Below are 23,666 nucleotides of genomic sequence, written 5' to 3'. Positions count from 1 at the left end.
TACGGCTTTCGGTTCCCGCGTCGCCCGGTTCGGGCCGCGCGGACGGTCTATCTGGTCGCTGCTCCGGCGTGCTCGCCCAGCAGCGGAACAACCTGGGACACCACGTCGCCCGGTGCGGGCGCGGCGCGCAGGTCGGCGCCGATCTGCTCGGCGGCGGCGCGGAAGCGGGGTTCGCGCAGCAGCGTGCGGATCGAGGTGGCGAGCGCCTCGACGTCGCCTTGCGCGGCGGGGGTTTCGGCGGCCAGCCCGGCTCCGCTGCGCACCAGGCCCCTGGCGTAGTCGAACTGGTCGAACATCTGCGGCAGCACCAGTTGCGGCAGCCCGAACCAGCCCGCGGTGAGGCCGGTGGTCGAACCGCCGTGGTGCACGAGCAGATCGCACTCGGGCAGGAACAGGTTCAGCGGAACCTCTTCCACGACCCGCACGTGGTCGGGCAGCTCGCCGACGGTGGCCCGGTCGGGTGCCGACAGCGCGACGACGACCTCGGCGTCGTCGATGTCGGCCAGCGCCGCGAGCACCGACTCCAACGGCCGCGGCCCGGTCAGGCCGAGTGTGCTGCCGCCCATGCAGACCGCGATCCTTGTGCGGCCGTGCTCGGTGCGGTGCCACGGCGGCAGCACGCCGGTGCCGTTGAACGGGACGTAGCCCAGCCGAGTGCCCGCCGGAGCGTCGGGCGCTTGCAGCCGCGGCGGGCAGATGTCCAGCACGGCGACGGGTTCGGCCAACCGGGTGCCCGCCTCGTCGGCGAGTGCGGCGGTGCGGTCGGTGAAGGGTCCGCCGGTGGGGTCGATCCCCCAGCGGTGCACCAGGACCGGCAGATCCAGTTCCGCGCCGAGCGCACGGCCGATGGTGGCCAGCGGGTCGGTGAGGATGACCTCCGCGCCCCAATCGGTGGCCACCGCGGCGAACGTCTCGAGGTATTGGCGGGCGTGGTTGTGCCAGTTCTGCGCGGCGATCTGCCACAGGCCCTGCCCGCTGGACCGGTCGCGGTCGGCGAACAGCGGCAGTGGGAACATGCCCGGATTCACCTCGGTGCGCAACTGGTCCATCGGCACGTTCAGCGCGGTCACCTCGACGGCGTTGAGCCCCGAGCGCAGCGCCGTCGCCGTCACGTCGTCGCGTGAGGCGACCAGCACTTCGTGGCCGGCCAGTCGCAGCGCCCAGCAGAACGGAACCATCGCCAGCAGGTGGCCCGACGAGGGCACCGGCACGACTAGAAACTTCATCCGATCACTCCTTCGGCTTCATCCACTCCATCGGATTGGTGTGCCGAGGCACCCATGATGGAGCCGATTGCTCGGCATTGCGGCGTTTTTCGATCACCACGATGTTGTGGTAGAAGTGCAGCGCTCCGATCCAATCGTCGAAAGCGCCTGCCGCGCGGCCGGATTCCTTCTCGAATTCCTGGTGGTGCAGGGCGTCCACCAGGGTTTTCAGGTAACCGATGCTGGTGGCCGGATCGTCGGTCGCGGTGCTGCTTCCGCCCCAGCCCGACCAGTAGGAGGTCTGGGTGTCCTCCACCACGTACAGTCCGCCGGGCCGCAGATGCGCGAACAGCGCACCGAACGAGGCGATCACGTCGCCGCTGATGTGGCTGCCGTCATCGATGATGATGTCGAACGGGCCCAGCGCGCTGCCGAGGCCGTCGAGGAAAGCCGGATCGCCCTGGTCGCCGCGCAGCGGTTGCAGGCGCGGCTCGGCGATGCCGGATTTGTCGAAGTAGTCCAGCCCGAACACCAGGCCGCGGCGGAAGTACTGTTTCCACATCCGCAGCGACGCGCCGCCGACATCCGGTGCGGTGTATCCACCGATGCCGAGTTCCAGGATGCGCACGCGGCTGTCGCGCAGCGCGGCGAAATGCCGCTCGTAGTGCTGGGTGTACCAGTGCCCGCCCCATTTGTCCGAACCGAAGTGCAGCGACAGCGCGTTGAGGTCGTAGTGGTGCGGACGGCACGCGGTGACGATGCGGTCGGCGGCCACGGCGGCGGCGTCGCGGGCCAGTCGCCACGGGTCGTCGGGGGCGAAACTGCCCGGCCCCGGCTCGTCCTTGATCGTGATGGCGCGGGTGCCGAGGGCTGCGTCGGGTGGTCCGTAGACCGCGCGCAGCAACTCCACCAGGTCCTGGCGCACCACCAGCCACGGATCCTCCAGGGTGCCCGGCGCGATCGCGGGATCGTCGGCGCCCAAGGTGACCAGGTAGTCGAGCTGTTTACCCTCGTGGGTCAGTTCGAACACCGCGGTCACCGGCTGTCCCGGCCTGGTGCCGAAGCCCGCGCGCCAGGCGATCTCCTTCAGCACCGCGTCGGCGACGGTCTCGGTGCCGATCTCGCCGATCCGGGCTGCGGTCTCCTCGGGGACGCCGTCGGCGACGGAGATCAAGTGGGCGGCGAGGACATTCTCGTCGTTCAGGGTCACGTCATCCATCCGTTCCGCCGGTGCGTACCGGCATCGATTGCTCCACCAGGCGCGCGCCCTCGGCGACGAGCATGGCCCGCACCATGCCGTGGAAATCCACCGAAGGGCGCCACCCGGTCCGCTCGCGCAACTTCCTCGCCTCACCCACCCGCGCCCGCCCGCTGCGGGTGAGCACCGAGGATCGTTCGCGGACATGGTCGTTCCAGTCCAGTCCGGCCATGCCGAACGCCGCCGCGCAGAACTGCGCGACCGTGTGGTGTTCGCCGGTGGCGACGACGAACTCGTCCGGCTCGTCGAGCGCCATGATCCGCGTCATCGCCTCGACGTAGTCGGGCGCGAATCCCCAATCGGCGCCCGCGTCCAGCCTGCCCACCTCCACCGCGCCGGTCTCGCCGCGCTGGATCCGTGCGACGGCGCGCACGATCTTGCGAGTGACGAATTTCTCCGCACGCAAAGGGGATTCGTGGTTGAACAGGATTCCCGCCGCCGCGAAGACGCCGCGGGCCCGATAGGCGCGGCAGGCCAGCAGGCCCGCCGCTTTCGTCACGCCGTAGATCGAATCCGGCCGCAGCCCGCTGTTCTCGTCGCACACCGCGTCGCCGTCGGAGCCGAAGACATGCGACGAGGCCGCGTAGAACAGGCGGGTGCCGGTGCGGTGGCGGTCGATCGCCTCCGCGAAATGCTGCACCGGCAGCGTGTTCACCCGGTGCGAGGCGCGGGCCAGCTCGTGCGGGTCGCCGTGGTCGTCCTGCGAGGAGTGCTGCACGGCCGCCAGCAGGTAGACCTGCTCGGGGCGTTCGGCGGCCACGAGTTCCTCGACCGCCGCGGCGTCGGTGATGTCGACCGGGCCGTCTCGGCCGATGCGCAGCACACGCTTGCCGCGCGCGGCGAGCAGGTCCGACAGCAGCGTGCCGTCCTGCCCGGCCGCGCCCGTGACGACGACGGTCATCTCACACCACGTCCAGTTCCGGCAGCGGGAACACCAGCCGCCCGCCCGCCGCGCGGAATGCGCTCTCCCGCTCCAGCATCATGGTGCGGAAATGCCAGGGCAGCACGAAGAACTGGTCGGGCGCCAGCACCCGCGCCTGCTCCTCGGACACGATCGGGATCGCGCTGCCGGGAGTGAACTTGCCGAACTTGTCGTCGTTGACCTCCGCGATGCACGCCAGATCCTCCGGCCCGATCCCGCAGTGCTGCAGCACCACGTTGCCTTTGGTGGAGGCGCCGTAGCCGAGCGTGCGCAGACCGGCCTTGCGGGAGCGGTCGAAGAACTCCCGGACCTGTTCGCGATGCTGGTCGACCCGTTTGGCGAATTCCGCGTACGGCTGCGGGGTGTGCAGGCCGAGCGCGGACTCCTCCTGCCGCATCCGGTCCAGCGCGGCGGCATCGGCAGGCGAGGCAACCCCTTGCTTGCCCAGCGTGAGCGCGAAGCTGCCGCCGTTGACGGCGTTGCGTTCCACCTCCAGCACCACGAATCCGCACCGCCGCGCCATCCACTCGATCTGGTCGAGGGTGTAGTACTCGAGGTGCTCGTGACAGATCGTGTCGTAGGAGGTGGTGGCCAGCATCGCGGGCAGATAGCTCTGCTCCAGCACCCAGATGCCGTCGTCGGTGAGACTGTCGTACACCGCGCGCATGAACTCCAGCGGGCGCGGGACGTCGTAGAACATGGCGATCGAGGTGATCACCTTGGCGCGCCGCCCCTCGAGCACCGAATCGGCCAGTTCGGGGGTGAAGTAGCCGGTCACCAGCTGTACGTGCGGCGGATAGAACCGGCGGAACTTCTCGCCCAGCGGGTCGATGCCCAGGATCGTCGCCGACCCTTCGGGATAGGCGCGCAGCAACGTCGCGTCGTTGCTGCCGATGTCGATCACCACGTCCTCGGGCGACAGCGGCACCCGCTGCCGGATCCGGTCCACCCGGTGGGCGAGGTGCTCGATCATCGATCGATTCAGCCCGGAGCGGTATCCGTAACCGGGCGAATACATTTCGCCGAAATCCGCGGTGTGGCGCAACTGCACCAGCCCGCATTCCTCGCTGCCTTCGGGCACGCAGCGCACCAACTCCAAGGGGTAGCGCGGCACCTCGGTCGGATCGGTGGCCGGAAACACTCCCGTCAACGCCATCGTGCCGAGGTCGACGACCGTCTCCAGCCGGGTGTTGCCGCACACCCGGCAACCCTGCACCGCCACTGCTTGCGTCACGCGTTCTCCATATCGTGGGCGACCATCAACTCGACGAGTTCGGTGAAACTCGTGCGGGGCTGCCACCCGAGCTTCTCGCGCGCCTTGCTCGGGTCACCGGTGAGATGATGCACCTCGGCGGGGCGGAAATAGGCCGGATCGACCTCCACCAGCACCCGCGAGGTCCGCCGGTCGATCCCCTTCTCCTCCAAACCGTCTCCTTCCCAGATCAATTCGACGCCCGTGGCCCAGAAGGCCTTCTCGCACAGCTCGCGCACGCTGTGCGTCTCGCCGGTGGCGATCACGTAGTCGTCGGGTTCGGGCTGTTGCAGCATGAGCCACATCGCCTCGACGTACTCCTTGGCGTATCCCCAGTCCCGGCGGGCGTCCAGATTGCCGATGAACAGCTTGTCCTGTTTGCCCTGTGCGATGCGCACCGCGGCGCGGGTGACCTTGCGGGTCACGAAAACCTCACCCCGCCGCGGTGATTCGTGATTGAACAGGGTGCCGTTGACGGTGTACATCCCGTAGGCCTCGCGGTGGTTCACCGTGATCCAGTACGCGTAGAGCTTCGCCACGGCATATGGCGAGCGCGGATGGAACGGTGTCTGTTCGCTCAGCGCCACGTCGTGCAGCCCGCCGTAGAGCTCCGAGGACGAAGCCTGGTAGAACCGGGTCGCGATGCCGGTCTTGCGGATGGCGTCCAGGATGCGCAGCGTGCCGATCGCGTTGGTCTCGGCGGTGAACTCCGGGATCTGGAACGAGATGTGCACGTGCGACTGCGCGCCCAGGTTGTAGATCTCCGCCGGGCGCACGTCCTCGAGAATCCGGTTGAGACTGCTGGAATCCATCAGATCCCCGTAGTGCAGAAACAGCCGGCGTTGGGAATGGGTATCGGAATACAGGTGGTCTATGCGGTCGGTATTGAAATTCGACGCACGCCTGACAATCCCGTGCACCTCATATCCTTGCTGCAACAGGAATTCTGTCAGATAAGACCCGTCCTGGCCGGTGATGCCGGTTATCAGCGCCTTTCTCATCAAACCTCCAACCCCGAGACTAACGGGTCGTCAAATGGCGGGCAATACCTATCTTTCGGTCGCCGCCGGTATTAGAATTCGATTGCATGAGCGCGGCCTCCGAAAAAACTCTGGTAATGATTCCGACGTACAACGAGCGTCGCAACGTGGGCCCGTTGCTCGCTCAGATCCTGGAACAGGGCACCGATTTCGATGTCCTGTTCGTCGACGACAACTCCCCCGACGGCACCGGTGAACTCCTCGATGAGCTGGCCCGACAGCACGCGCCCCGCATCCATGTGCTGCACAGGGCCGGACGTCAGGGCGTCGGCTCCGCACATCAGGCCGGTATCCGCTGGGCATACGCGCAGGGATATGCGCACATCATCACGATGGATTCCGATTTCGCGCATCCGCCGTCGTACCTTCCGGCATTGCGCGCCGCTTCCGACGGTTTCGACATCGTGGTCGGATCGCGCTATCTGAAAGAGGACAGCCTTGCCGACTGGACTCCCTTCCGCAAGGTACTCACCCGGGTCGGGCATTTTCTCACCGTGACACTGCTGCGGATGCCCTACGACGCCACCGGCGCGTTCCGATACTACCGGCTGGATACGGTTCCGGTGGCGGCTTTCGATCGCGTCCGTTCGACCGGATACTCCTTCTTCTTCGAAAGTCTCTACATCCTCGCCGCCAATGGTTACCGGATCGAGCAGGTGCCGATCCACGTCCTCAACCGCACCGCGGGCGCATCCAAGATGCGCACCCGCGATGTCGCGACCAGCGTGCGTTTCCTGCTGGTGCTGTGCGCGGAGAAGTACCTGCGCCCCGGCAGGCACCGCGTCAACTCGCCCGCGCACCGCTGACCCTCCGCCCGGCCAGCCAGTCGATCACCGCCGCCGCGTCCGGCCAGTCCGGGCCGGTTGCGGTGATCGGGAACTGGTCGTCGACAAAGTCTTTGGCGAACTGCGAGCCCGAGCCGACCGCGTCGCGCACCTCGGCCAGCGTCACGGTGGTGCGTGCGCCGACCTCACGCAGGCCGGTGTCCTCGAGGTGGGCGGCGATCCAGCCGGCGCACCAGTCCACCGGGGCGAAACTCTGCCGGGAGCGGCCGCTGGCGAACACCGGACGGTCGGCGGCCATGTCCGCCAGCACGCCCTTGCGGTAGTCGCCGCCGTACATCGGCCCGAGCCGGACGACGAAACTCTCCGCGCCCGAACACATCCGCTCGGCTTCCGCGCGATGGCGGCCGTACACCGTGTCCAGCTGGGTGCGCGCGGAGATGCTGCTGATCTGCACGAACCGGTCCCAGCGCCAGTGCTCGCGCAGCAGCCGCGTCTTGTCCACCGTCTCCCGGCGATCGTCGCCGGGATGCTGCTCGGCCCAGAACCGCTTCGACGGGCAGGCGGCGTTGATCAGCACGTCGTAACGGCCCGCGGTGCGGTGGGTTTCGTGATCGGTCCGCCCCACCGGCACCACATCCCACTGTGCGCTCCTGGCGAGCGCTTCGGTCAGCGCGGCGCCGACGTATCCGGTGGCGCCGATGACTGCCACACGTGATCGGCTCATCGCCCGTCCTTTCCGACGTGCGCGGCGGTGATCTTTCGTCTCCCCGCACGCTCCTGGTGGCACGCATCGTGCGCGGCCGGGCCCGCGGGTCTCCCGGCGTGGCGGTATCCGGGTCTCCCGGTCGCACCGCTCACGCGCCGTTTCCTTCCAACGTGTGCGGCAGCGGCGCCACCTGCACGATCGGCGGATCGCACTCGTCCCACGGCTTGGTGAGCATGGCGACGAACGTCAGCGGAGTGATCGAGTACACGGTGTGCATCACCCCGATCGGCGTGCGCGTGCAGATGCCCTTGCCCACGTGGATGAACTCCTCGGGGCAGTCCGGATCCTCGTGGTCGTCCTTGGTCACCAGCACACCGTTGCCCTCGACGAACAACAGATACTCGACGAAGTGCGGATGGTAGTGCAGCCCGCGCACCTTGCCGGGGTGCATGTAGATCAGGTTGAACTCGAGCAGGGGCTCCGGTGGGACCCAGGTGAAAATGCCGCCGCGCCCGTCGCGGACGGTGTCGAGGTTGCACGACGGGGTGAGGACTTCGACCTTCATTACTGCATCCCTTCATCAGGCGGATACCGCGTCGGGGCGGACAGCGGTGAGCTTGTCCGCGAGCGAGCCGAGCAGCGCTTCCCGCTGCTCGACGAGGAAGAAGTGGCCGCCGGGCAGCAGCTCGGTGGAGCGCAGTCCGGGCAGGACGTCGCGCCAGGCCTCCAATTGGGTGGCCGCGACCTGACGGTCGTCACGACCGCCGAACAGGTGGGCCGGGCACGACGGCGCGGCGGCGGGGGTGAACCGGTAGTCGTCGAAGATCTCGAAGTCGCTGCGCAACGCGGGCAGGAACAGCGCCATCACCTCCGGGGTCTCGCGGACTTCCGGCGGGATGCCGCCGTAATGGCCGACCGCCGCGACGAACTCGTGATCCGGTAGCTCCGACAAGCGACCCGGCCTGGGCAGATGCGGAGCCACCGCGCCGCCGAGGAACAGCGCCCGCGGCGCGATCCCGTCGGGCAGGCGGCGGGCGACCTCGTAGGCGGCCAGCGCGCCGAGGCTGTGGCCGAAGAACGCGAACGGAAGATCGGTCAGTGGCAGCACGCGCGCCAGCGCGGCTTCGACCAGGTCGGGGAAGCGGCGGATCGGCGTTTGCGCCAGATGCCGCTGGCGGGCGGGCAATTCGAGCACGCACAGTTCCACCCAGTCGGGCAGCAGGCGCCGCCACGGCGTGTAGGCCGCCGCTTTGCCGCCGGCGAAGGGCCAGCAGAACAGACGCAGGCTCGGCGGCGCGGCGCTCTTGCGATGGATTGTCAGCCCTTGCGCCTCGGGGGCTGGTTGCGTCGCAGATGTCACCGCGGCCGGAATACTTGTCGGGGGTTGCGCTGCGACCAGCGGGGCTGTTCTCGGGGTGGCCGGCGGAGCCGTTAGCGCACGCAGGTCGGCCACTGTCGCGATCCGGGTCACCGGGGCGTCCAGCGTCGCGAAGAACTTCGACAGCGGAGCGGACGGACCCACCTCGTAGCGGGGTGTCTCCGAGCGGAGCAACGCTCGCATGTTCGCCGTCCAGCGCACCGGGGCGGAGATCTGGCGGACCAGATCCTGGGCGAGGGTTCCGGGCCGGTGGAACTCCCCGGTGTAATTCGAGGTCACCGCCCCCGCGCGCTCGGGCCGCATGCGGGGCGCGCACTCGGCCAGGTGCTCGGCGAACTCGTCCTCGATGCCGCGCATCCACCGGGAATGGAACGGTGCGCTGACCCGCAACGGGACGAACCGCAGTTGCGGGAAACGCTCGCCGAGCACCACGCGTGCGGCCGCGACAGCGTCGCGTTCACCGCTGATCACCAGCTGATCGGTCGAATTGTCGTTGGCCACCTCGGCACCCGCCTCGGCCACCAGGTCGGCCACCCCCGACTCGGCGATGTCCGGCAGGATCAACGCGGCCATCGCGCCCGCGCCCTCCGGCACCGCGCGCTGCATCAGCGCGCCACGCGTGCGCACCAGCCGCACCCCATCGGCGAGTTCGAAGACGCCCGCGGCGACCAACGCGGCATATTCACCGAGACTGTGGCCGCCGAAAGCCACCGGCTGCCGGCCGAACTCGCGCACCAGCACCCGGTAAGCGGCGATCTCCATGGTCAGCACGCACGGCTGGGTGTACTCCGTGCGATGCAGCCGCGGATCCCGCTCGACGCAGATCCGCAGCAGGTCCTCGCCCACCGCGGCGCTCGCCTCGGCGAAAGTGTCCCGCGCGACCGGGAATTCGGCGCAGAAGTCCGCCCCCATCCCGGTGCGCTGCGCACCCTGCCCCGGGAAGACGATCGTGCACCTCACCGCACCACCTCCGCGGTCGGCTCCGCCCCGCGCGGTGCGGGGATGTAGCCCACCTCGGCGCAATGCGCCAGGTACACCCGCACCAGGTCCTCCGTCGGCGGGCAGTCGATGCCCGCCGCGCCGAGCACCCGCCGGGTGTAGGCGCAATCGGCGTAGGAGCTCTCCTCGTAGTGGATCGTGCCGAACAGCTCGATGCCGTACTTGAACATCTCCAGGGTCTGGCTGTCGTAGACCTCGTCGGTGCCCAGCCGGTAGATCTGCCGGTCGGTGGCCCTGCGGTGGAATTCCTCCAGCGGCACCAGCGTCACCTCGTACCCGGCGCGCTGCACATAGCGGACCACGTCGTAGTAGCGCCGGATGTCCGGGTTGGTCAGGTGATAGGTCTCCCGATAGGTGGGGCGGTGCACCGCAATGTGCACGATCGCGGCGCTGACGTAGTCGACCGGGGAGATATCCCAGTGCACCGGGGTCAGCATCGTCTCGCCGGTCTCGATCATCGTCTTGAGGATGTCGTAGTACGCGCCTTTGACGCTGACCTCGGAGAACGGGTACCGGCCGGTCCGGCTGTCGCCCATGATGTTGCCGGGGCGCACGATGTCCCAGAGCAATCCGCGCTCGCTCGCCGCCCGGATCAGCTTCTCGGACTCGTATTTCGTCTGCTGGTAGGGCAGATGGTCGTAGCCCTGGCCCAGCTCGAGATCGCGTTCGGTGAACGGCGGATTGTTGAAGTTGAGCCGATCGCCCAGCGCGCTGAAGCTCGACACGTACACCAGGTACTTGCCGCGGGAGCGCAGCGCGAATTCCACCGCGCGACGGGTGCCTTCGACGTTGATCGGGGCCAGGGCGTCGTAGAAGGTGACCAAGGTGGTGCGGCCCGCGGCGTGGATGGTCAGGTCCACGTCTTCGGCGAGGCGGCGCCAGGTGACCTCGTCCAGGCCGAACCGTTCGAGGGAGACGTCGCCGAGCACCGTGGTGACGCGTCGCGCGAACGCCTCGTCGAGGGTCGCGTCCGGGTCGTAGGTGCTCAGGAAGTGCCTGATCCGGCGCTCGGCCGCGGCCACGGTGTCGCCGCGCACCAGGCAGGTCACCCGCACGTCGGTGCGGGTGAGCAGATCGTGCAGCAGCTTGCCGCCCAGCACGCCGGTCACGCCGGTGATGAAGACCGATCGCACCGGGATCGGGGCGTCCATCGTCACCACGGGGATGTCCTGCTGAGCTGATGTGGCCGCGGCGACCGCGGTGGGACGCGGGGCGTCGTCGTGTGCCGCGCCGGTGATGATGCCGTCGGCCACCAGGTAGTGCGACAGCGAGGCGATCGTCGGATACAGCTCCGTCGATTCCGCCGGGATCTTGACGTCGTAGTGCTTCATCAGCCGGTTGAGCATCCGGACGGTGGCCACCGAGTCGAAGCCGAAGTCGGCGAATTCCGCGTCGAGGTCGAGATCGGCCGGGTCGGTCTTGGTCAGATCGGCGAAGATGTCGCGGATGTGCTCGGCCAGCCGGTCGCGTAGCCCGGTGTCGAATTCGTCGGCGGCGGGCGCGGTGGCGGCCGGTGCGGCGAGATCGGTGGCCGATGCGGTGGCGGCCGGTGCGGCGACGTCGGCGGGATGCGCTTCGGTCAGTTCCGCTGCGGTCGGAACGTTTTGATGCGCTGTGCCGTTCGGCGAGTGACCGTTGCGCTGCTCCGGTTGCGGTAACTCGGTCTCCTGCGCGACCACGGTCTTCGCGACCACGTGCGTCGCCGCCGTGCGTCTGCGGTAATCCTCCGGCACGATCCAATACCTGCGCCGGGCGAACGGATAACCGGTCAGGCTGACGATCCGGCCGAACGGCCGCTCGTAGCCCTGCTCCCAGTCCACGGTCCAGCCGCCCGCCCACAGCTCGGCGACGCGGGGCAGATTGCCCGACCGCAGCAGTGCGCGCACTTCGGCGCGGTCGGCATCCGATTCGCCGGGCAACTCGTCGAGATCGCGGTGGGTGCGGGCCACCCCGCGGAACACCAGCAACCCCTCGGCAGGCGCGGGAGCGCTGGAATCGGCTGCGCTATCCAGCAATTCGACCAGTTCGGCCGTCGAGGTGGCCACCACCGCCAGGCGATGCTCGAACGCGGCGCGGCCCACCGCCAGCGTCCACGCCACATCGGGCAGCGACAGCGGGTGATCGCGCAGCCGGTCGGCGGTGCGGGCGGCCAGCTCCGCCAGCCGGTCGGCGTCGCGGGCGGACAGCACCACGATCCTCGGCCGCCCGTCTTCCGGGGTCGCCGCGACGGTTTCGGCGTCGGTGAGGATCACGTGGGCGTTCGAGCCGCCCGCGCCGAACGAACTGACGGCGGTGATGCGTGGTTTGCCGTCGCCGGGGCGCGGCCACGGTGTGGGCCGGTCGACGACGCGGAACGGAGTCGCCGCGAAGTCGATTCCCGGGTTGGGCGGATCGCTGTGCAGGTTCGGCGCGATGGTGTCGTGGCGCAGTTGCAGCAGCGCCTTCACCACGCCCGCCGCGCCCGCCGCCGCTTCCAGGTGTCCGACACTGGATTTCGCCGAGCCGATGCCGCAGTAGCCGCGCTCGGCCGTGGAGCGCCGATAGGCCTTGGTGAGCGCCGCGATCTCGATCGGATCGCCCAGCGCGGTACCGGTGCCGTGGGCTTCCACATAGCCGATGTCGGCCGCGTCGACGCGGGCCGCGGTGAGGGCCCGGCCGATGAGGTCGGCTTGGGCCACCGGGTTGGGGACGGTGAACCCGTTGGTGCGCCCGCCATGGTTGAGCGTGCTGCCCCGGATCACGCCGTGGATGCGGTCACCGTCGGCGCGCGCATGCCGCAGCGGTTTGAGCACCAGCGTGACCACGCCCTCGCCCGGCACGTAGCCGTCGCCGCCCGCGCCGAACGACCGGCAGCGGCCGTCGGTGGAGGCCCAGCGGCCGTAACCGAGCAGCAGGTACTTGCCGGGATGAATCGACACGTTCACCCCGCCGGCCAGCGCGTAGGCCGCCTCGCCGCGACGCAGGCTCTCACAGGCCAGATGCAGCGCGGTCAGCGACGCCGAGCACGCCGTGTCCACCGCGAGTGAGGGGCCGGTGAAGCCGAAGTGGTAGGAGACCCGGTTCGCCACCGCGAAATACCCCGAGATCGGCACGCCGACGAACGCCTGGTACTCGGCGTAGCCGACGCCGGCGAAGACCCCGGCATCGGGCAGGCCGCGCGCCGCGGCGCTACGGCGCACCCGCTCAGGTGAGTACCCCGCGTCTTCCAGGGCCGCCCAAGAGGTTTCCAGGAACAGCCGTTGCTGCGGATCCATCTCCTCGGCGTCCTTGGGAGTGATGCCGAAGAAGCGGGCGTCGAACTTGTCCACGTCGTCGATGAATCCGCCCCAGCGCGCGTAGGTGGTGCCCGGCTCGTCGGGGTCGTCGGACAGGTATTCGCGATGGTCCCAGCGTTGCGGCGGAACCTCGACGATGCAGTCGCGACCGGCGATCAGGTTGGCCCAGAACTGCTCGATGTCCCCCGCCATCGGGAACTTGCCCGCCATGCCGATGACGGCGATGTCCTCGGCGTCGTCGGTGTCGGCGAAGGAAGGCTCGGCAGGCGTGATGGGCTCGGAGGTGACCGGGTGGGTTGTGCTGCCGGGTGAGGTCGTCGCGGGCGTCGGGTCGGCGGTGACCACCGCCAGGCGCGGCCCGTGCTCGTCGGCGAGATAGCCCGCGAGGTCGCGGACGGTCTGGTATTCGAACAACAGCGTGCTCGGCAGCGGGCCGAAATCGGTCTCCATCCGGTCGTTCATCTTGCTGATCAGGACCGAGTCGATGCCGTAGTCCTGCAACGGGATTCGAGTGCGGATCCGCTGCGGGTCGAGTCGGCAGTATTCGGCGAGCAGACCTTTGAGGTAGGTCTCGGCGGACTGCCGTCGCCGTGCGGGGTCCGGTGACACGGGCGCCGCGAGTCGATGAGCCTCGCCGTCGGCGACGTTCTCGAACGCGCTGCCGGCCTGAGGCGCAGCGGTTGCCCGGTTCGCGGGTACCGGCGAACCTTCAGATGTCCGCGCGAAGGCCGCAGAGCGGTCGGATACCGGCTCGACCTCGGGCGCGTCGGGTGCCACCCGTGTGGCGGTACCAGGTTCTCGCGGTGTGCCGATCGACGGGGTTGCGGCGCGCTTCGTCGCAGCGAGACCCTGGGCTTCGCCGACGGTGGCCGAATCGAGAACCGTGTGCTCGGATGAGGGAGCGCTGATGTCCGGTGCCCAGCACCGTTCCCGGTCGAACTCGTAGCCGGGCAGATGGATACGGCGTGCGGCCGCATCGGCCCAGCCTGCGTAGGAGACGTGCCCGCCCTCGACCCACTGCCGTGCGACCGCAACCGGGTCGTCCAGCACGGTGGCCGCATCGCGGTCCGCGGCGGTGGCGTCGGTCGTTCCGGTGTAGATCCCGGCGGGCCGGTCGCCGTCGGCGAAGGCGGCGAGCCGGACCGCGATCGCGTCCACCGAATCCCCTACCACCGCGAGCCGATGCTCGAACGCGGTGCGTCCGACCGCGAGCGTGCGCGCGACGTCGGCGAGCGACAGTTCCGGATGCCCGGTCAGATGCCTGCGCAGTGTCCGCGCCATCTTCGACAGGCTGGTAGCGCTGCGTGCCGAGAGCACGACCACCTGCGGTTCCCCGGGCGCCGCGCGTCGTGCGGCAGCTGCGAGCGGTGCGCCGTCGACCACCATGTGCGCGTTGGTACCGCTGAAACCGAAGGAACTGATCGCGGCTCGCCGTGGCTCGCCGTCCCACGCGCGCAATTCGGTGTTGACGAAGAACGGCGACTGCTCCAGTCCCAGCAGCGGGTTCACCGAAGCGACGTGCAGCGACGGCGGCAGTTGTCCGGCGCGCATGGCCAGCAGCACCTTGAACAGGCTCGCCATGCCCGCGGCGTGTGACGCGTGCCCGATGTTCGACTTCACCGACCCCACCGGGACGGCGCCGACCGCGTCGGTGTAGGCGCGGAAGGCGGCGGTGAGCGCCTCGATCTCGATCGGGTCGCCCAACCGCGTTCCGGTGCCGTGGGTTTCGACGTAGCCGATGGTGGACGGATCGATCCGCCCGTCGCGATACACCGCCAGTTCCAGCTCGGTCTGCGAGCGGACGCTGGGCGCGGTGATGCCGTTGGTGCGGCCGTCGTGGTTGACGCCGATCCCGCGGATCACCCCGTGGATCGGGTCGCCGTCGCGTTCGGCGGCGGCCAACGGCTTGAGCACCACCACACCGACACCCTCGGCGATCACGAAACCGTCGGCGTCGGCGTCGAAGCTCGCGCACCGGCCACGCGGCGACAGCATGCCCATCGACGAGGCGAGCAGGTGGTATTCGGGTGTCACGAACACCGCGACGCCGCCCGCCAGCGCCAGCTCCGACTCCCCTGCCGCGAGGCTGCGGCAGGCCTGGTGCAACGCGACCAGCGCCGAGGAACACGCGGTGTCGAGCCCGAGGCAGGGGCCGGTGAGATCCAGGTGGTAGGCCACGCGTGCGGGCAGGATGGCCGGGCTGTTACCGGTGAACACGTGATGGGAGCCGACCGTTCCGCGGTTGCGCAGCAAGGTGGCGTAGTCCGACCCCGGTGATCCGGCGAAGACGCCGCAGCGGGTGCGCCGCAACGACTTCGGGTCGATGGCGGCGTCTTCCAGGGCCAGCCAGCTGTGTTCCAGGAACAGCCGCTGCTGCGGGTCCATGTAATCGGCTTCGGCGGGCACCATGTCGAAGAACGCCGGATCGAACTCCTCGACGCCGTCGAGGAAGCCGCCCCACTTGGAGTAGGTCTTGCCCGGCGTCGCCGGTCCTGGACGGAAATGGTCGGCGATCGGCCAGCGCCCGGCGGGGATCTCGGTCACCGCGTCCCGCCCGGCGGCGAGATCACGCCAGAACTCCTCGAGATTCGCCGCGCCCGGGAACTGCCCGGACATGCCGATGATGGCGATGTCCATCGATGTTGACCTTTCGCTGGGCCGTGCGGGCGGCGCGGTGGCGGTTCGCGGAGCGGGAGCCGGTGCGCCGCGAACGGCAGACGCGCCGCCGTTCGCCGTAGCGCCTTGTGCGGCCATGTGCCTGCTGAGCAGCCGCACCGACGGGTGGTCGAACACCACCGTTGGTCGCAGCGCCAAGCCGTAGCGGGCGTTGACCCGGTCGATGATCTTCACCGCGAGAATGGAATCGACGCCGTAGTCCGACAGCGGCAGCTCCGCGCGCACCTCGCCGCGCCCGACACCGAGGCCCTCGGCGACGAGGGCGACGAGCTCGGCTTCCAAGGCAGCTGCACCGCTCACGGTGGCCGGTTCCGCCTCCGGGCGCGCACCGGCGGGCGGGTTCCCGGTATCGACGAGGCCGACTCGCGCGACCGCGGGCTGCGCATCGGCCGGGGGTTCGGCGACGGCGGGCGGCGTGGTGGCGCTGACCGCGGCCAGCACTCGGAAACTCGGCTCCGGGTCCTCCGACAGGCCGGGACCCCAGGCACGGATTCCGGAGAAACCCGCCGCGCTCATGGCGTCCCGCCACTGCGGTTCGGACAGCAACGGCGAGTGCGGGAGACGCACCTCGGGATCGCGGTAGGCGTGCCAGCCGTCCAGCAGCCCGAACGTCAGGGCGAGGACCTCGAGGTCGGTGGTCGCCTCGGTGCAGGCGAGCACGCCACCGGGCGCGAGCAGCCGCCGGACGTTGCGCAGCGTCGCGTCGATCGATCGCGTCGCGTGCAGGACGTTGGCACAGATCACCAGATCGGCCTGGTGCGCGGGAAACCCTTGCGCGACCGGATCCGTCTCGATGTCCAGTACTCCGAACCGCACGTTCGACCGCGTACCGAAGGTGCGTCGGCCGTGCGCGACGAAACTGTGCGACACGTCGGTGTAGTGATAGTCGAACGCGATCCCGCGTTCGGCGAGCGCGTCGAGCACCGCGTGCGTGGAACCTCCGGTGCCCGCGCCGACTTCCACGATCCGCACCGGCCGGGTCTCACCGTGCCGCTGCGCCACGGCCGACACCAATCCGGCGAGCAAGCCGTTGGTGAAGTCGTAGGCGGCGTTGCCGCGATAGATCGCGCCGACCAGTTCGAGGTGACCGCCGGGGAACAGCACCTCGGTCGCGGACAGCTCTCCGCGCAGTACACGCGGATACGCGGCCAGACAGGCGTCGAGCAAGGCCACATACGGCTCGGTCTCCGGGAAACGCGCGAGCAGGTCGGCGCGCATCCCGCCGGTGCCGGGTGGCGGGCCGGGCACTTCGATCCGGTCGTCGTGCCAGCGAACCAGCCCGTGTCGCCGCAGGATCTCCAGGCAACTGGTGCGCAGTCGGTCGAATCCGGACCGCACGCCCAAGCGGGCGTCCAGCGATGGCACGGTCCACTCCCCCGGTGTGAGCCCCATGTCGGCGAGGGTGGCGAACAGCAGCATCGCCGCGTAGCGGCCGAGTTCGGTCTTACCGGGCTCGACCGTGCCCGCGGCCCGGATGGAGGCTTCGAAGCGCTCCACCGCGGCGTCGAATCCCGAGCGCGGCGGTGCGATGATCCAGTAGTCGGTGCGCTCGAACGGGTAGCCGGGAAGCGGGATTCGGCGCCGCGGTCCGCCGCGTCCGTACCAGTCGACGTCGGCGCCCGTGACCCACTGCCTGGCCAGCTCTCGGTCGTCCGACGCGGGCGCGTACAGCGGTGGCCGGGTGTGTGCGGCGACGGTGCCGGTGACCACGGGGCCGAGCTGGTCGGTGCCGAACTGGTCGAGCGCCTCGGCCACCTCGACAGGCGAGGACGCGACCACCGCGAGACGGTGGGCCAGTGCGGGCCTTCCCACTTGCAAAGTACGCACCGCGTCGAGGAAATCCGCGGGATCGAGGGTGCGGAAGTGCCGCGCCATGATCTCGGCGTAGTGACGCAGCCGCTGCGGAGTGCGCGCCGACAGCACGAAGATCTCGGGTTCACCGGTGGCGACCGGGCGAACACGGTCGTCGACGAACTCGGCGAGCACCACATGGGCGTTGGCGCCGCCCGCCCCGAACGCGCTGATGCCCGCGTGCCGCGCGACCGCGACGCCGTCGGCGCTGCGGCGTGGCCACTCCTCCAGCTCACGCGGCAGGCGGAACGGCACCGAGTTGAACGCGATGGCCGGATTGATCTGTGCGGCATGCAATGTCGGCGCGATCCGGCCGTGCCGCATCTGCAACAGCACCCGGGTCAGGCCCGCGACGCCCGCGGCCGCTTCCAGGTGGCCGATGTTCGACTTCGTCGACCCGAGCGCGCGGGAGCGGCCGGTGCCGCCGGATCTGCCGAAAGCGGCGGCCAATCCTGCGATTTCGATCGGATCGCCGAGCGGTGTCCCGGTGCCGTGCGCCTCGAGGTAGTCGATCGTGTCGGGATCGACCCCGGCCGCGCGCAGGGCCTCGCCGATCACCTCGGCTTGCGCCCCGGGATGCGGCACGCTGTATCCGGACGTCTGCCCGCCGTGATTCACCGCGCTGCCGAGGATCACGCCGTGGATGGTGTCGCCGTCGGCGCGGGCGGCCGACAGCGGCTTCAGATACAGCGCCCCGACGCCTTCGCCGGGCACGTAGCCGTCGGCGCTGGCGGCGAAGGGCCTGCACCGGCCGCTGTCGGACATCATGCCGAGGCTGTGCAGCAGCAGGAATTTGTCCTCGTGCAGCAGCAGGTTCACCCCGCCCACGAGCGCCGCGTCGCATTCACCGTCGAGCAGGCTGCGCCGCGCCAGATGCAGCGCGGTGAGCGAGGCCGAACACGCGGTGTCCACGGTGAGGCTCGGCCCGCGCAGACCTAGGGTGTAGGAGGTGCGGTTGGCGATGGAGGATGGGATCGAGGCCACCGCGACCGGCTCGCCGTCGCGGCTGGCCGCGACCCCGAGCAGCCGGTAGTCGCTCCAGGTGGCTCCTACGAACACACCAACGCGGCGGTCCCGCACGGCCGGGTCGGTGTGGTGGTAGCCGGCGTGCTCCAGCGCCGCGTAGGCCTGTTGCAGGAACAACCGCTCCTGCGGGTCCAGCAGGGGCGCCTGAACCGGCGGGATGCGGAAGAACTGCGGGTCGAAACTGCCCACGTCACGCAGGAAGCCGCCGATCATCGGGGGCGCGCCGGGAGTGCCCGCGACGGCGGTGAGCCACCAGCGTTCGGCGGGGACCGGGCCGACCGCGTCGTGTCCGTCGCGCAGATTGCGCCAGAACTCCTCGATGTTCTCCGCGTCGGGGTAACGGCCGCTGATTCCGACGATCGCGATGGGCTCCTCGACGGACGCGCGGTGCTCGTCGACCGGCGCGGGTGCCACGGCAGGAGGCGGAGCCTCCGGTTGTAGTCGTTCCCGCAGGGTTTCGCTCCGGCCCCACACCGCGGCCAGCTGCGCGCGGTCGAGCGTCGCGCAGGACAACAGCAGGTCAAGTCCGGTCGCGGTGGGCAGCAGTCCCACACCGGCACGCCGCAGCGCGGCGATCTGCTCGGCGGGCGGACGCATGCCGCCCTCGGCCCACAGCGGCCAGCCGATGCTGATCGTCCTGTTTCCGGCCCGGTCGCGCTGTTCGGCGAAGACATCCAGATAGCGGTTGGCCGCCGCGTAATCGGCTTGCCCGGGATTGCCCAGCACCGCGGAGACCGACGAGAACAACACGGTCAGGCGGGCCTCCGGCAGTGCCCGTGTCAGGTGTTCGACACCCTGGATCTTCGGTGCGAGAACGGGTTTCGCGTCGTCGCGGCCACTGCCGGACAGCAGTCCGTCGCGCAGTTGTCCCGCACCGTGGTAGAGCACGTCGACCGGCCCGAAGGTGGCGTGGGCGATCGCGGCGACGCGTTCGGCGTCCGCTGCGACCGAGACGTCGGCGCGCACGTGCACGGCTTCCGCGCCGAGGTCGCCGAGTTCGGCCAGCAGTCCCGCGGCCGGGGCGTCGAGCGGACGGCGCGACACCAGTACCAGCCGGGCGCCGTAGTCGGCGGCGAGGCGGCGGGCCAGATGACGGCCGATCCCACCGAACCCTCCGGTGATCACGACCACCGAGCCCGGGCGCAGCGACGCGTCGCCGGATTTGGGCGCGGAACCGGTGAGCAGGCGTGTCCGGCGGATCTGGCGTGTTGCGCCGTGGTAGCGGATCTCGGTGGCGGGATCGCGGTCGTCGATGCCCAGTTCGGTGGCCACGATGTCGGCAATCGGCCGGGCGGGATCGCGCTGGATGGCCCGCAGCAGCGGTTGCGGCTGCTCCAGCCGCAGTGTGCGGGCCGAACCGCCGAGGAGCGCGCAAACCAATTCCCCCGCGGGTGTGGCGGGTGTGAGAGCCAGCACCAAGCGCATCGGCGGTTCGGAGTCCCCTGCGACCGCACGCAGCAGATCCCGCAGTGGCAGGTACACCCGTTCGATCAACGTCTGCGGATCGGTGTCGGTCGTCTCGGGCCACAGGTACACCGCGGCGTCGAAGCGCAGCCTGCGGGCTGTCAGCTGGGCGACCAGCAGCTCCATATGCCGTGCGTCCGCCGGGTCGACGACGAAAGTATCGCTGCCCGAGACGAATTCGCCACCGGGACGGACCCGAACGATCGACGCACCCTGTGGGTAGGGGTGCTCGGCGGTGTCGAAGACGAGCAGACTGCCGGGTTCCCGACGCGGATGCGCGGTGGTGTCGGATTCCCAGTCGAACCCGAAGACGACGAGGTCGTCCGGCACGACAGCTTCCGGCGTCGCAACCGGGTCGGTTGCCGGCGCAGCTGTGACCGGATCCGCCGGGCCGCCCGCTGTCTCGGCGATCACGGCCGATTCGCCGGGCTCGATATCCGGGGCCGTCTCGGCGGGGCGGTAGTTCGTGCCGACGGTCGCGGCGAGATGTCCGGCGAGCGCGTCGATGGTCTGGTACTCGAACAGCAGCGTCGGATACAGCGGCTCGCCAACCCGAGCCTCCAACTCGGCGGTCAACCGCAGCAAGCGACCGGAATCCAAACCGAGCTCGTAGAAGCCGACGTCCGTCGCGATGCCCGCGGCGTCGGTGCCCAGTTCACCGCCGACGAGAGCGGCCAGGTCGGCGGTGATCACCGCACGCGGGTCACCGGAGGCCACAGGAGCGTGGGCGGACGGGCGCGGCGCGGCTTGCCGAGGGGATGGCGCCTCCGGTCGGGTCAGCAAGCGCTGAATGTCCGCGCTGCCACGCACCCGCTTGGACGTCAGCCGATAGCGCGCCACCGGCGCTCCGTCCGGGGCGTAGAGCGCCACATCGGCTTCGAGCAGGTCGCCGCCGTGCCCGCCGCCGCGCACCGCGGCCCGCACGAAGACCTCCTCGGGAGTGGCCCGCCACGCGCGGACGTCACCGAAGTAGATGGGAATGAACGCGCTGTCGTCGTCCACGCCCAGCCGCTGCGGATCGATGAACGGCACGATCGTCGAAGCGTCCAGGAACGTGGGGTGCAGCAGGAAGCCGGGCAGATGCGCCGCCGCCTCGGCACCGAGACCGAGCGTCGCGGTGACCACGTCGTCGTGACGAGCGAAATGCCCGGTGGCGCGCATGAACTCGCGATGGTCGATGCCGCGGCCGCCGGTCTGGGCGTACAGCTCCGCCATCCCGCGCGCCCCCGCCGCCGACCGGAATCCGGCCACATCGATACCCTGCGGCTGGTCGTTCGAGTTCTCGAGCACTACAACGCATTCCGCGACAGGATCGACAGCTCCCACCGGCACGCCCGCCGCGTCCAACGCCTGCACGTCGATGGCGACCCGGCCGGTCGGGCGATCGACCCGGAACGCGATGCGCACCGCCCCGTCGTCGGCGAGGGCGACCGGACGCTGGAACAACGCCTCCCGGATCGTCACCTCGCCGGGCCGGTACCCGGCCGCCATCGCCGCGCGCAGGATCATGTCGAGATACACCACGCCCGGCAGGATCCGGACTCCGTGTACGCGATGGTCGCGCACCACCGGGTCTTCGGCGCGCAAGGTGGTGGCGAAGCTGTCCAAGTCGATTCCGCTCATCGCAGCGGCTCCACCCGGAGGAACGACGGTGCGGGCGCGCTGATCGGTACCACGATCCGCGGCGCGGGCTCCGTCGATGTGCTGGGAACCGTTTTCGGCAGCATGAAGCTCCTCTTGCGGAAGGCGGGTGGATCAAGGGGGTGGCGCGTCGGCCGGTGCCCGTCTGGCGCCTGCTCGACGACGAGGTGGGCGTTGGTGCCGCCGAAGCCGAACGAACTGACGCCCGCCACGCGGGGCCTGCCGTCGGCCGGCCGCCACGGGCGCAGTTCCCGGTTGACCTGCAGCGGCGAACCGGCGAAGTTGAAACGCGGATTGAGGTTGTCGCAGTGCAGCGACGGCGGCAGCGCGGCGTGGTGCACGGCCAGGATCGTCTTGACCGCCCCGGCGATGCCCGCGGCGGAAAGCAGATGTCCGATATTGGTTTTCACGCTGCCGACCGCGCACGGCTCCGGGCCGCGCGACCGGTCGCCCAGCACGGTCGCCAACCCCTTCAGCTCGATGGGATCGCCGATCATGGTGCCGGTGCCGTGCGCCTCCAGATACGACAGCGCGTCCGGGGACATGCCCGCCACTTCGAGCGCCGCGGTGACCACCTCTATCTGCGCCCGCATGTTGGGTGTGGTGATGCCCATGGTGTGCCCGTCGTTGCCGATCGCCGAGCCGCGCAGCACCGCGTAGACCCGATCGCCGTCGGCGAGCGCGTCGTCGAGCCGCTTGAGCATCAGCAGCGCCGCGCCCTCCCCCGGCACGAAACCGTCCGCGTCCTCGGAGAACGTCGCACAGCGCCCGTTCGGCGACAGCACGCCCGCCGCCGACAACGTCACGAACGGCATCTCGTCCAGCAGCACCTCCACACCACCGGCCAAGGCGGCGTCGACCTCGCCCGCCCGCAGCGCCTGGCAGGCCAGATGCACCGAAAGCAACGACGACGAGCACGCGCTGTCGAGCACGACATTGCCCGCGTGCCAGTCGAAGTAGTCGGAGATGCGCGCGGCGATGAAGTTCTGTCCGATGCCGATGATGGTGTGCCGGTCGGCGACCGGAATCCGGTTGAAATAGTTCGCCGCCCGGCTGCCCGCGTAGACGCCGACCCGCTTGCCCGCCAGTTCCTCGCGCCGGTACCCGGCGTCGGTGGTGGCCAGCACCGAGGTCTCCAGCAGCAGCCGCTGCAACGGGTCCATCTGCCAGGCGAGTTCGTCGGTGACCCCGAAATACTCCGGATCGAACAGATCGACACCGTCGACGAACCCGCCCCACTTGCTGTTGGTCAGACCGGGACCGCCGGCCGGGCGGTAGAACCGGGCGGGATCCCAGCGCGCCGGGTCCACTTCGCGGATGCCGGACGCGCCCGCGGCGAGCAGGCGCCAGAACGCGTCCGGAGTGTCGCCGCCGGGAAGACGGCAACCGATGCCGACCACGGCGACGGGCTCGGCCGCCCGGCCGCGGCGAGCGTCGGCCGCCCAGGTGGCCGCGCTGGGGCGGGGTGTCCCGGTGTCCGGTGTGCGTGGCCGCTCAGCCGATACCGGGTGTGGTTGCGGCGACGCTTCGGGTGCGAAACGCTCCGGGAACTGCTCGGTCAACAGACCCGCCAACGCGTCCAGGGTCGGGAACTCCAGCACCAGCGCCGGGTCGAAGGGCGCTTCGACGACCTGCTCGATGCGCCGCACCGCCGAGGCGATCAACACCGAGTCCGCGCCGTACTCCTCGAACCGTTTGTCGCCCTCGAAGCGGGTCGGGGCCAGTTTCAGCTCGTCGGAGAAGATCCGCAGCAATTCTTCATACGCCGCCGCGGACCCGTTCGCCGCCGCGGGCCGCGCGGTCGGTGCGGGCGCCGCCACCGGCGTAGGACGGCTCGTGCGTGTCGAAAGACGCAGTGCTGCCCCGTGATACGGAAGCACCACCGGCGCGCGCAGGCCCAGTGCCGCGTCGAGTAGCTCGAATCCTTCCGCCGCACTGAGCGTCGGAAGACCGGTTGCGCGATAGGCCGCGCTGGTCACCTCACCGAACCCGGTGTCGCGGAACGACGGCCAGTTGATCGACCGGAACCATCCCCGTCCCAGTGCGTGCTGGGCCTCGGCGAAGCGGTCCAGGTGCGCGTTGGCCATCGCATAGTCCGACAGGCCCACCGCCAAGCCGGGCAGCACGGCCGACACCGAGGAGAACAACACGAAGAAGTCCGGACGGTCGGCGGCGAGCACGTCGGCGA

Annotated in this window: 11 protein-coding genes (1 of these 11 cut by a window edge); 1 reads left to right on the top strand and 10 read right to left on the bottom strand. The window is 69.8% G+C overall.

Annotated elements, in window-relative coordinates:
* Window positions 1-47: 47 nt before the first annotated feature.
* The 5 genes from ON21_RS13470 to gmd are packed head-to-tail and all read right to left on the bottom strand — an operon-like array spanning window position 48 to window position 5,638.
* Complete coding sequence (locus tag ON21_RS13470) at window positions 48-1,226, bottom strand: nucleotide disphospho-sugar-binding domain-containing protein (RefSeq protein WP_039798182.1); 1,179 nt, start codon at window positions 1,224-1,226, stop codon at window positions 48-50.
* A 4-nt stretch (window positions 1,227-1,230) separates the two neighbouring features.
* On the bottom strand, window positions 1,231-2,415 hold the full coding sequence (locus ON21_RS13465; protein ID WP_157170830.1) for a class I SAM-dependent methyltransferase: 1,185 nt from the start codon (window positions 2,413-2,415) through the stop codon (window positions 1,231-1,233).
* Window position 2,416: 1 nt separating this feature from the next.
* The gene (locus tag ON21_RS13460; protein WP_051020762.1) at window positions 2,417-3,364 is read right to left on the bottom strand and encodes a GDP-mannose 4,6-dehydratase; all 948 of its coding nucleotides are present in this window, start codon (window positions 3,362-3,364) and stop codon (window positions 2,417-2,419) included.
* 1 nt (window position 3,365) lies between these two features.
* On the bottom strand, window positions 3,366-4,619 hold the full coding sequence (locus ON21_RS13455) for a class I SAM-dependent methyltransferase (RefSeq protein ID WP_218004078.1): 1,254 nt from the start codon (window positions 4,617-4,619) through the stop codon (window positions 3,366-3,368).
* Complete coding sequence (gmd, locus tag ON21_RS13450) at window positions 4,616-5,638, bottom strand: GDP-mannose 4,6-dehydratase (RefSeq protein WP_039798181.1); 1,023 nt, start codon at window positions 5,636-5,638, stop codon at window positions 4,616-4,618. Before gmd ends, ON21_RS13455 begins: the two co-directional genes overlap by 4 nt.
* 116 nt (window positions 5,639-5,754) lie before the next feature.
* Here gmd and ON21_RS13445 point away from each other — a divergent pair, with 116 nt between their 5' ends.
* On the top strand, window positions 5,755-6,483 hold the full coding sequence (locus tag ON21_RS13445) for a polyprenol monophosphomannose synthase (protein WP_051020761.1): 729 nt from the start codon (window positions 5,755-5,757) through the stop codon (window positions 6,481-6,483).
* Here ON21_RS13445 and ON21_RS13440 read toward each other — a convergent pair.
* The 5 genes from ON21_RS13440 to ON21_RS38390 form a co-directional block, all read right to left on the bottom strand.
* Window positions 6,461-7,186: an NAD-dependent epimerase/dehydratase family protein gene (locus ON21_RS13440; protein WP_051020760.1), complete on the bottom strand. Its 726-nt coding sequence runs from the start codon at window positions 7,184-7,186 to the stop codon at window positions 6,461-6,463. The genes ON21_RS13445 and ON21_RS13440 overlap by 23 nt on opposite strands.
* A gap of 130 nt (window positions 7,187-7,316) precedes the next feature.
* A complete protein-coding gene (locus ON21_RS13435) occupies window positions 7,317-7,733 on the bottom strand; it encodes a cupin domain-containing protein (protein WP_039798180.1) in 417 nt (138 codons plus the stop codon).
* 15 nt (window positions 7,734-7,748) lie between these two features.
* Window positions 7,749-9,506, bottom strand: a complete 1,758-nt coding sequence (locus tag ON21_RS37095; RefSeq protein ID WP_157170829.1) for a thioesterase domain-containing protein — start codon at window positions 9,504-9,506, stop codon at window positions 7,749-7,751.
* Window positions 9,503-21,460: a thioester reductase domain-containing protein gene (locus tag ON21_RS13420; RefSeq protein ID WP_039798178.1), complete on the bottom strand. Its 11,958-nt coding sequence runs from the start codon at window positions 21,458-21,460 to the stop codon at window positions 9,503-9,505. Before ON21_RS13420 ends, ON21_RS37095 begins: the two co-directional genes overlap by 4 nt.
* Window positions 21,457-23,666: the final stretch of a type I polyketide synthase gene (locus ON21_RS38390; protein ID WP_169332695.1), read on the bottom strand. It continues 19,189 nt past the right edge of the window; only the last 2,210 of its 21,399 coding nucleotides appear in the window; the start codon falls outside the window, past its right edge — the gene reads right to left on this strand; the stop codon is at window positions 21,457-21,459. The genes ON21_RS13420 and ON21_RS38390 overlap by 4 nt, the downstream gene beginning before the upstream one ends.

The sequence above is a fragment of the Nocardia araoensis NBRC 100135 genome, from assembly GCF_000308435.1.
Classification (GTDB): Bacteria; Actinomycetota; Actinomycetes; order Mycobacteriales; family Mycobacteriaceae; genus Nocardia; species Nocardia araoensis.
The sequence above is the reverse complement of the archived record's forward strand: the minus strand, read 5'-3'. Positions and strand labels throughout refer to the sequence as shown.

Excerpts from the sequence above, each read along its gene's own strand:
- ON21_RS13470 (WP_039798182.1), bottom strand. The coding sequence starts at position 1,226 with ATGAAGTTTCTAGTCGTGCCGGTGCCCTCGTCGGGCCACCTGCTGGCG.
- ON21_RS13440 (WP_051020760.1), bottom strand. The coding sequence starts at position 7,186 with ATGAGCCGATCACGTGTGGCAGTCATCGGCGCCACCGGATACGTCGGC.
- ON21_RS13460 (WP_051020762.1), bottom strand. The coding sequence starts at position 3,364 with ATGACCGTCGTCGTCACGGGCGCGGCCGGGCAGGACGGCACGCTGCTG.
- ON21_RS13445 (WP_051020761.1), top strand. The coding sequence starts at position 5,755 with ATGATTCCGACGTACAACGAGCGTCGCAACGTGGGCCCGTTGCTCGCT.
- ON21_RS13435 (WP_039798180.1), bottom strand. The coding sequence starts at position 7,733 with ATGAAGGTCGAAGTCCTCACCCCGTCGTGCAACCTCGACACCGTCCGC.
- gmd (WP_039798181.1), bottom strand. The coding sequence starts at position 5,638 with ATGAGAAAGGCGCTGATAACCGGCATCACCGGCCAGGACGGGTCTTAT.
- ON21_RS13420 (WP_039798178.1), bottom strand. The coding sequence starts at position 21,460 with ATGAGCGGAATCGACTTGGACAGCTTCGCCACCACCTTGCGCGCCGAA.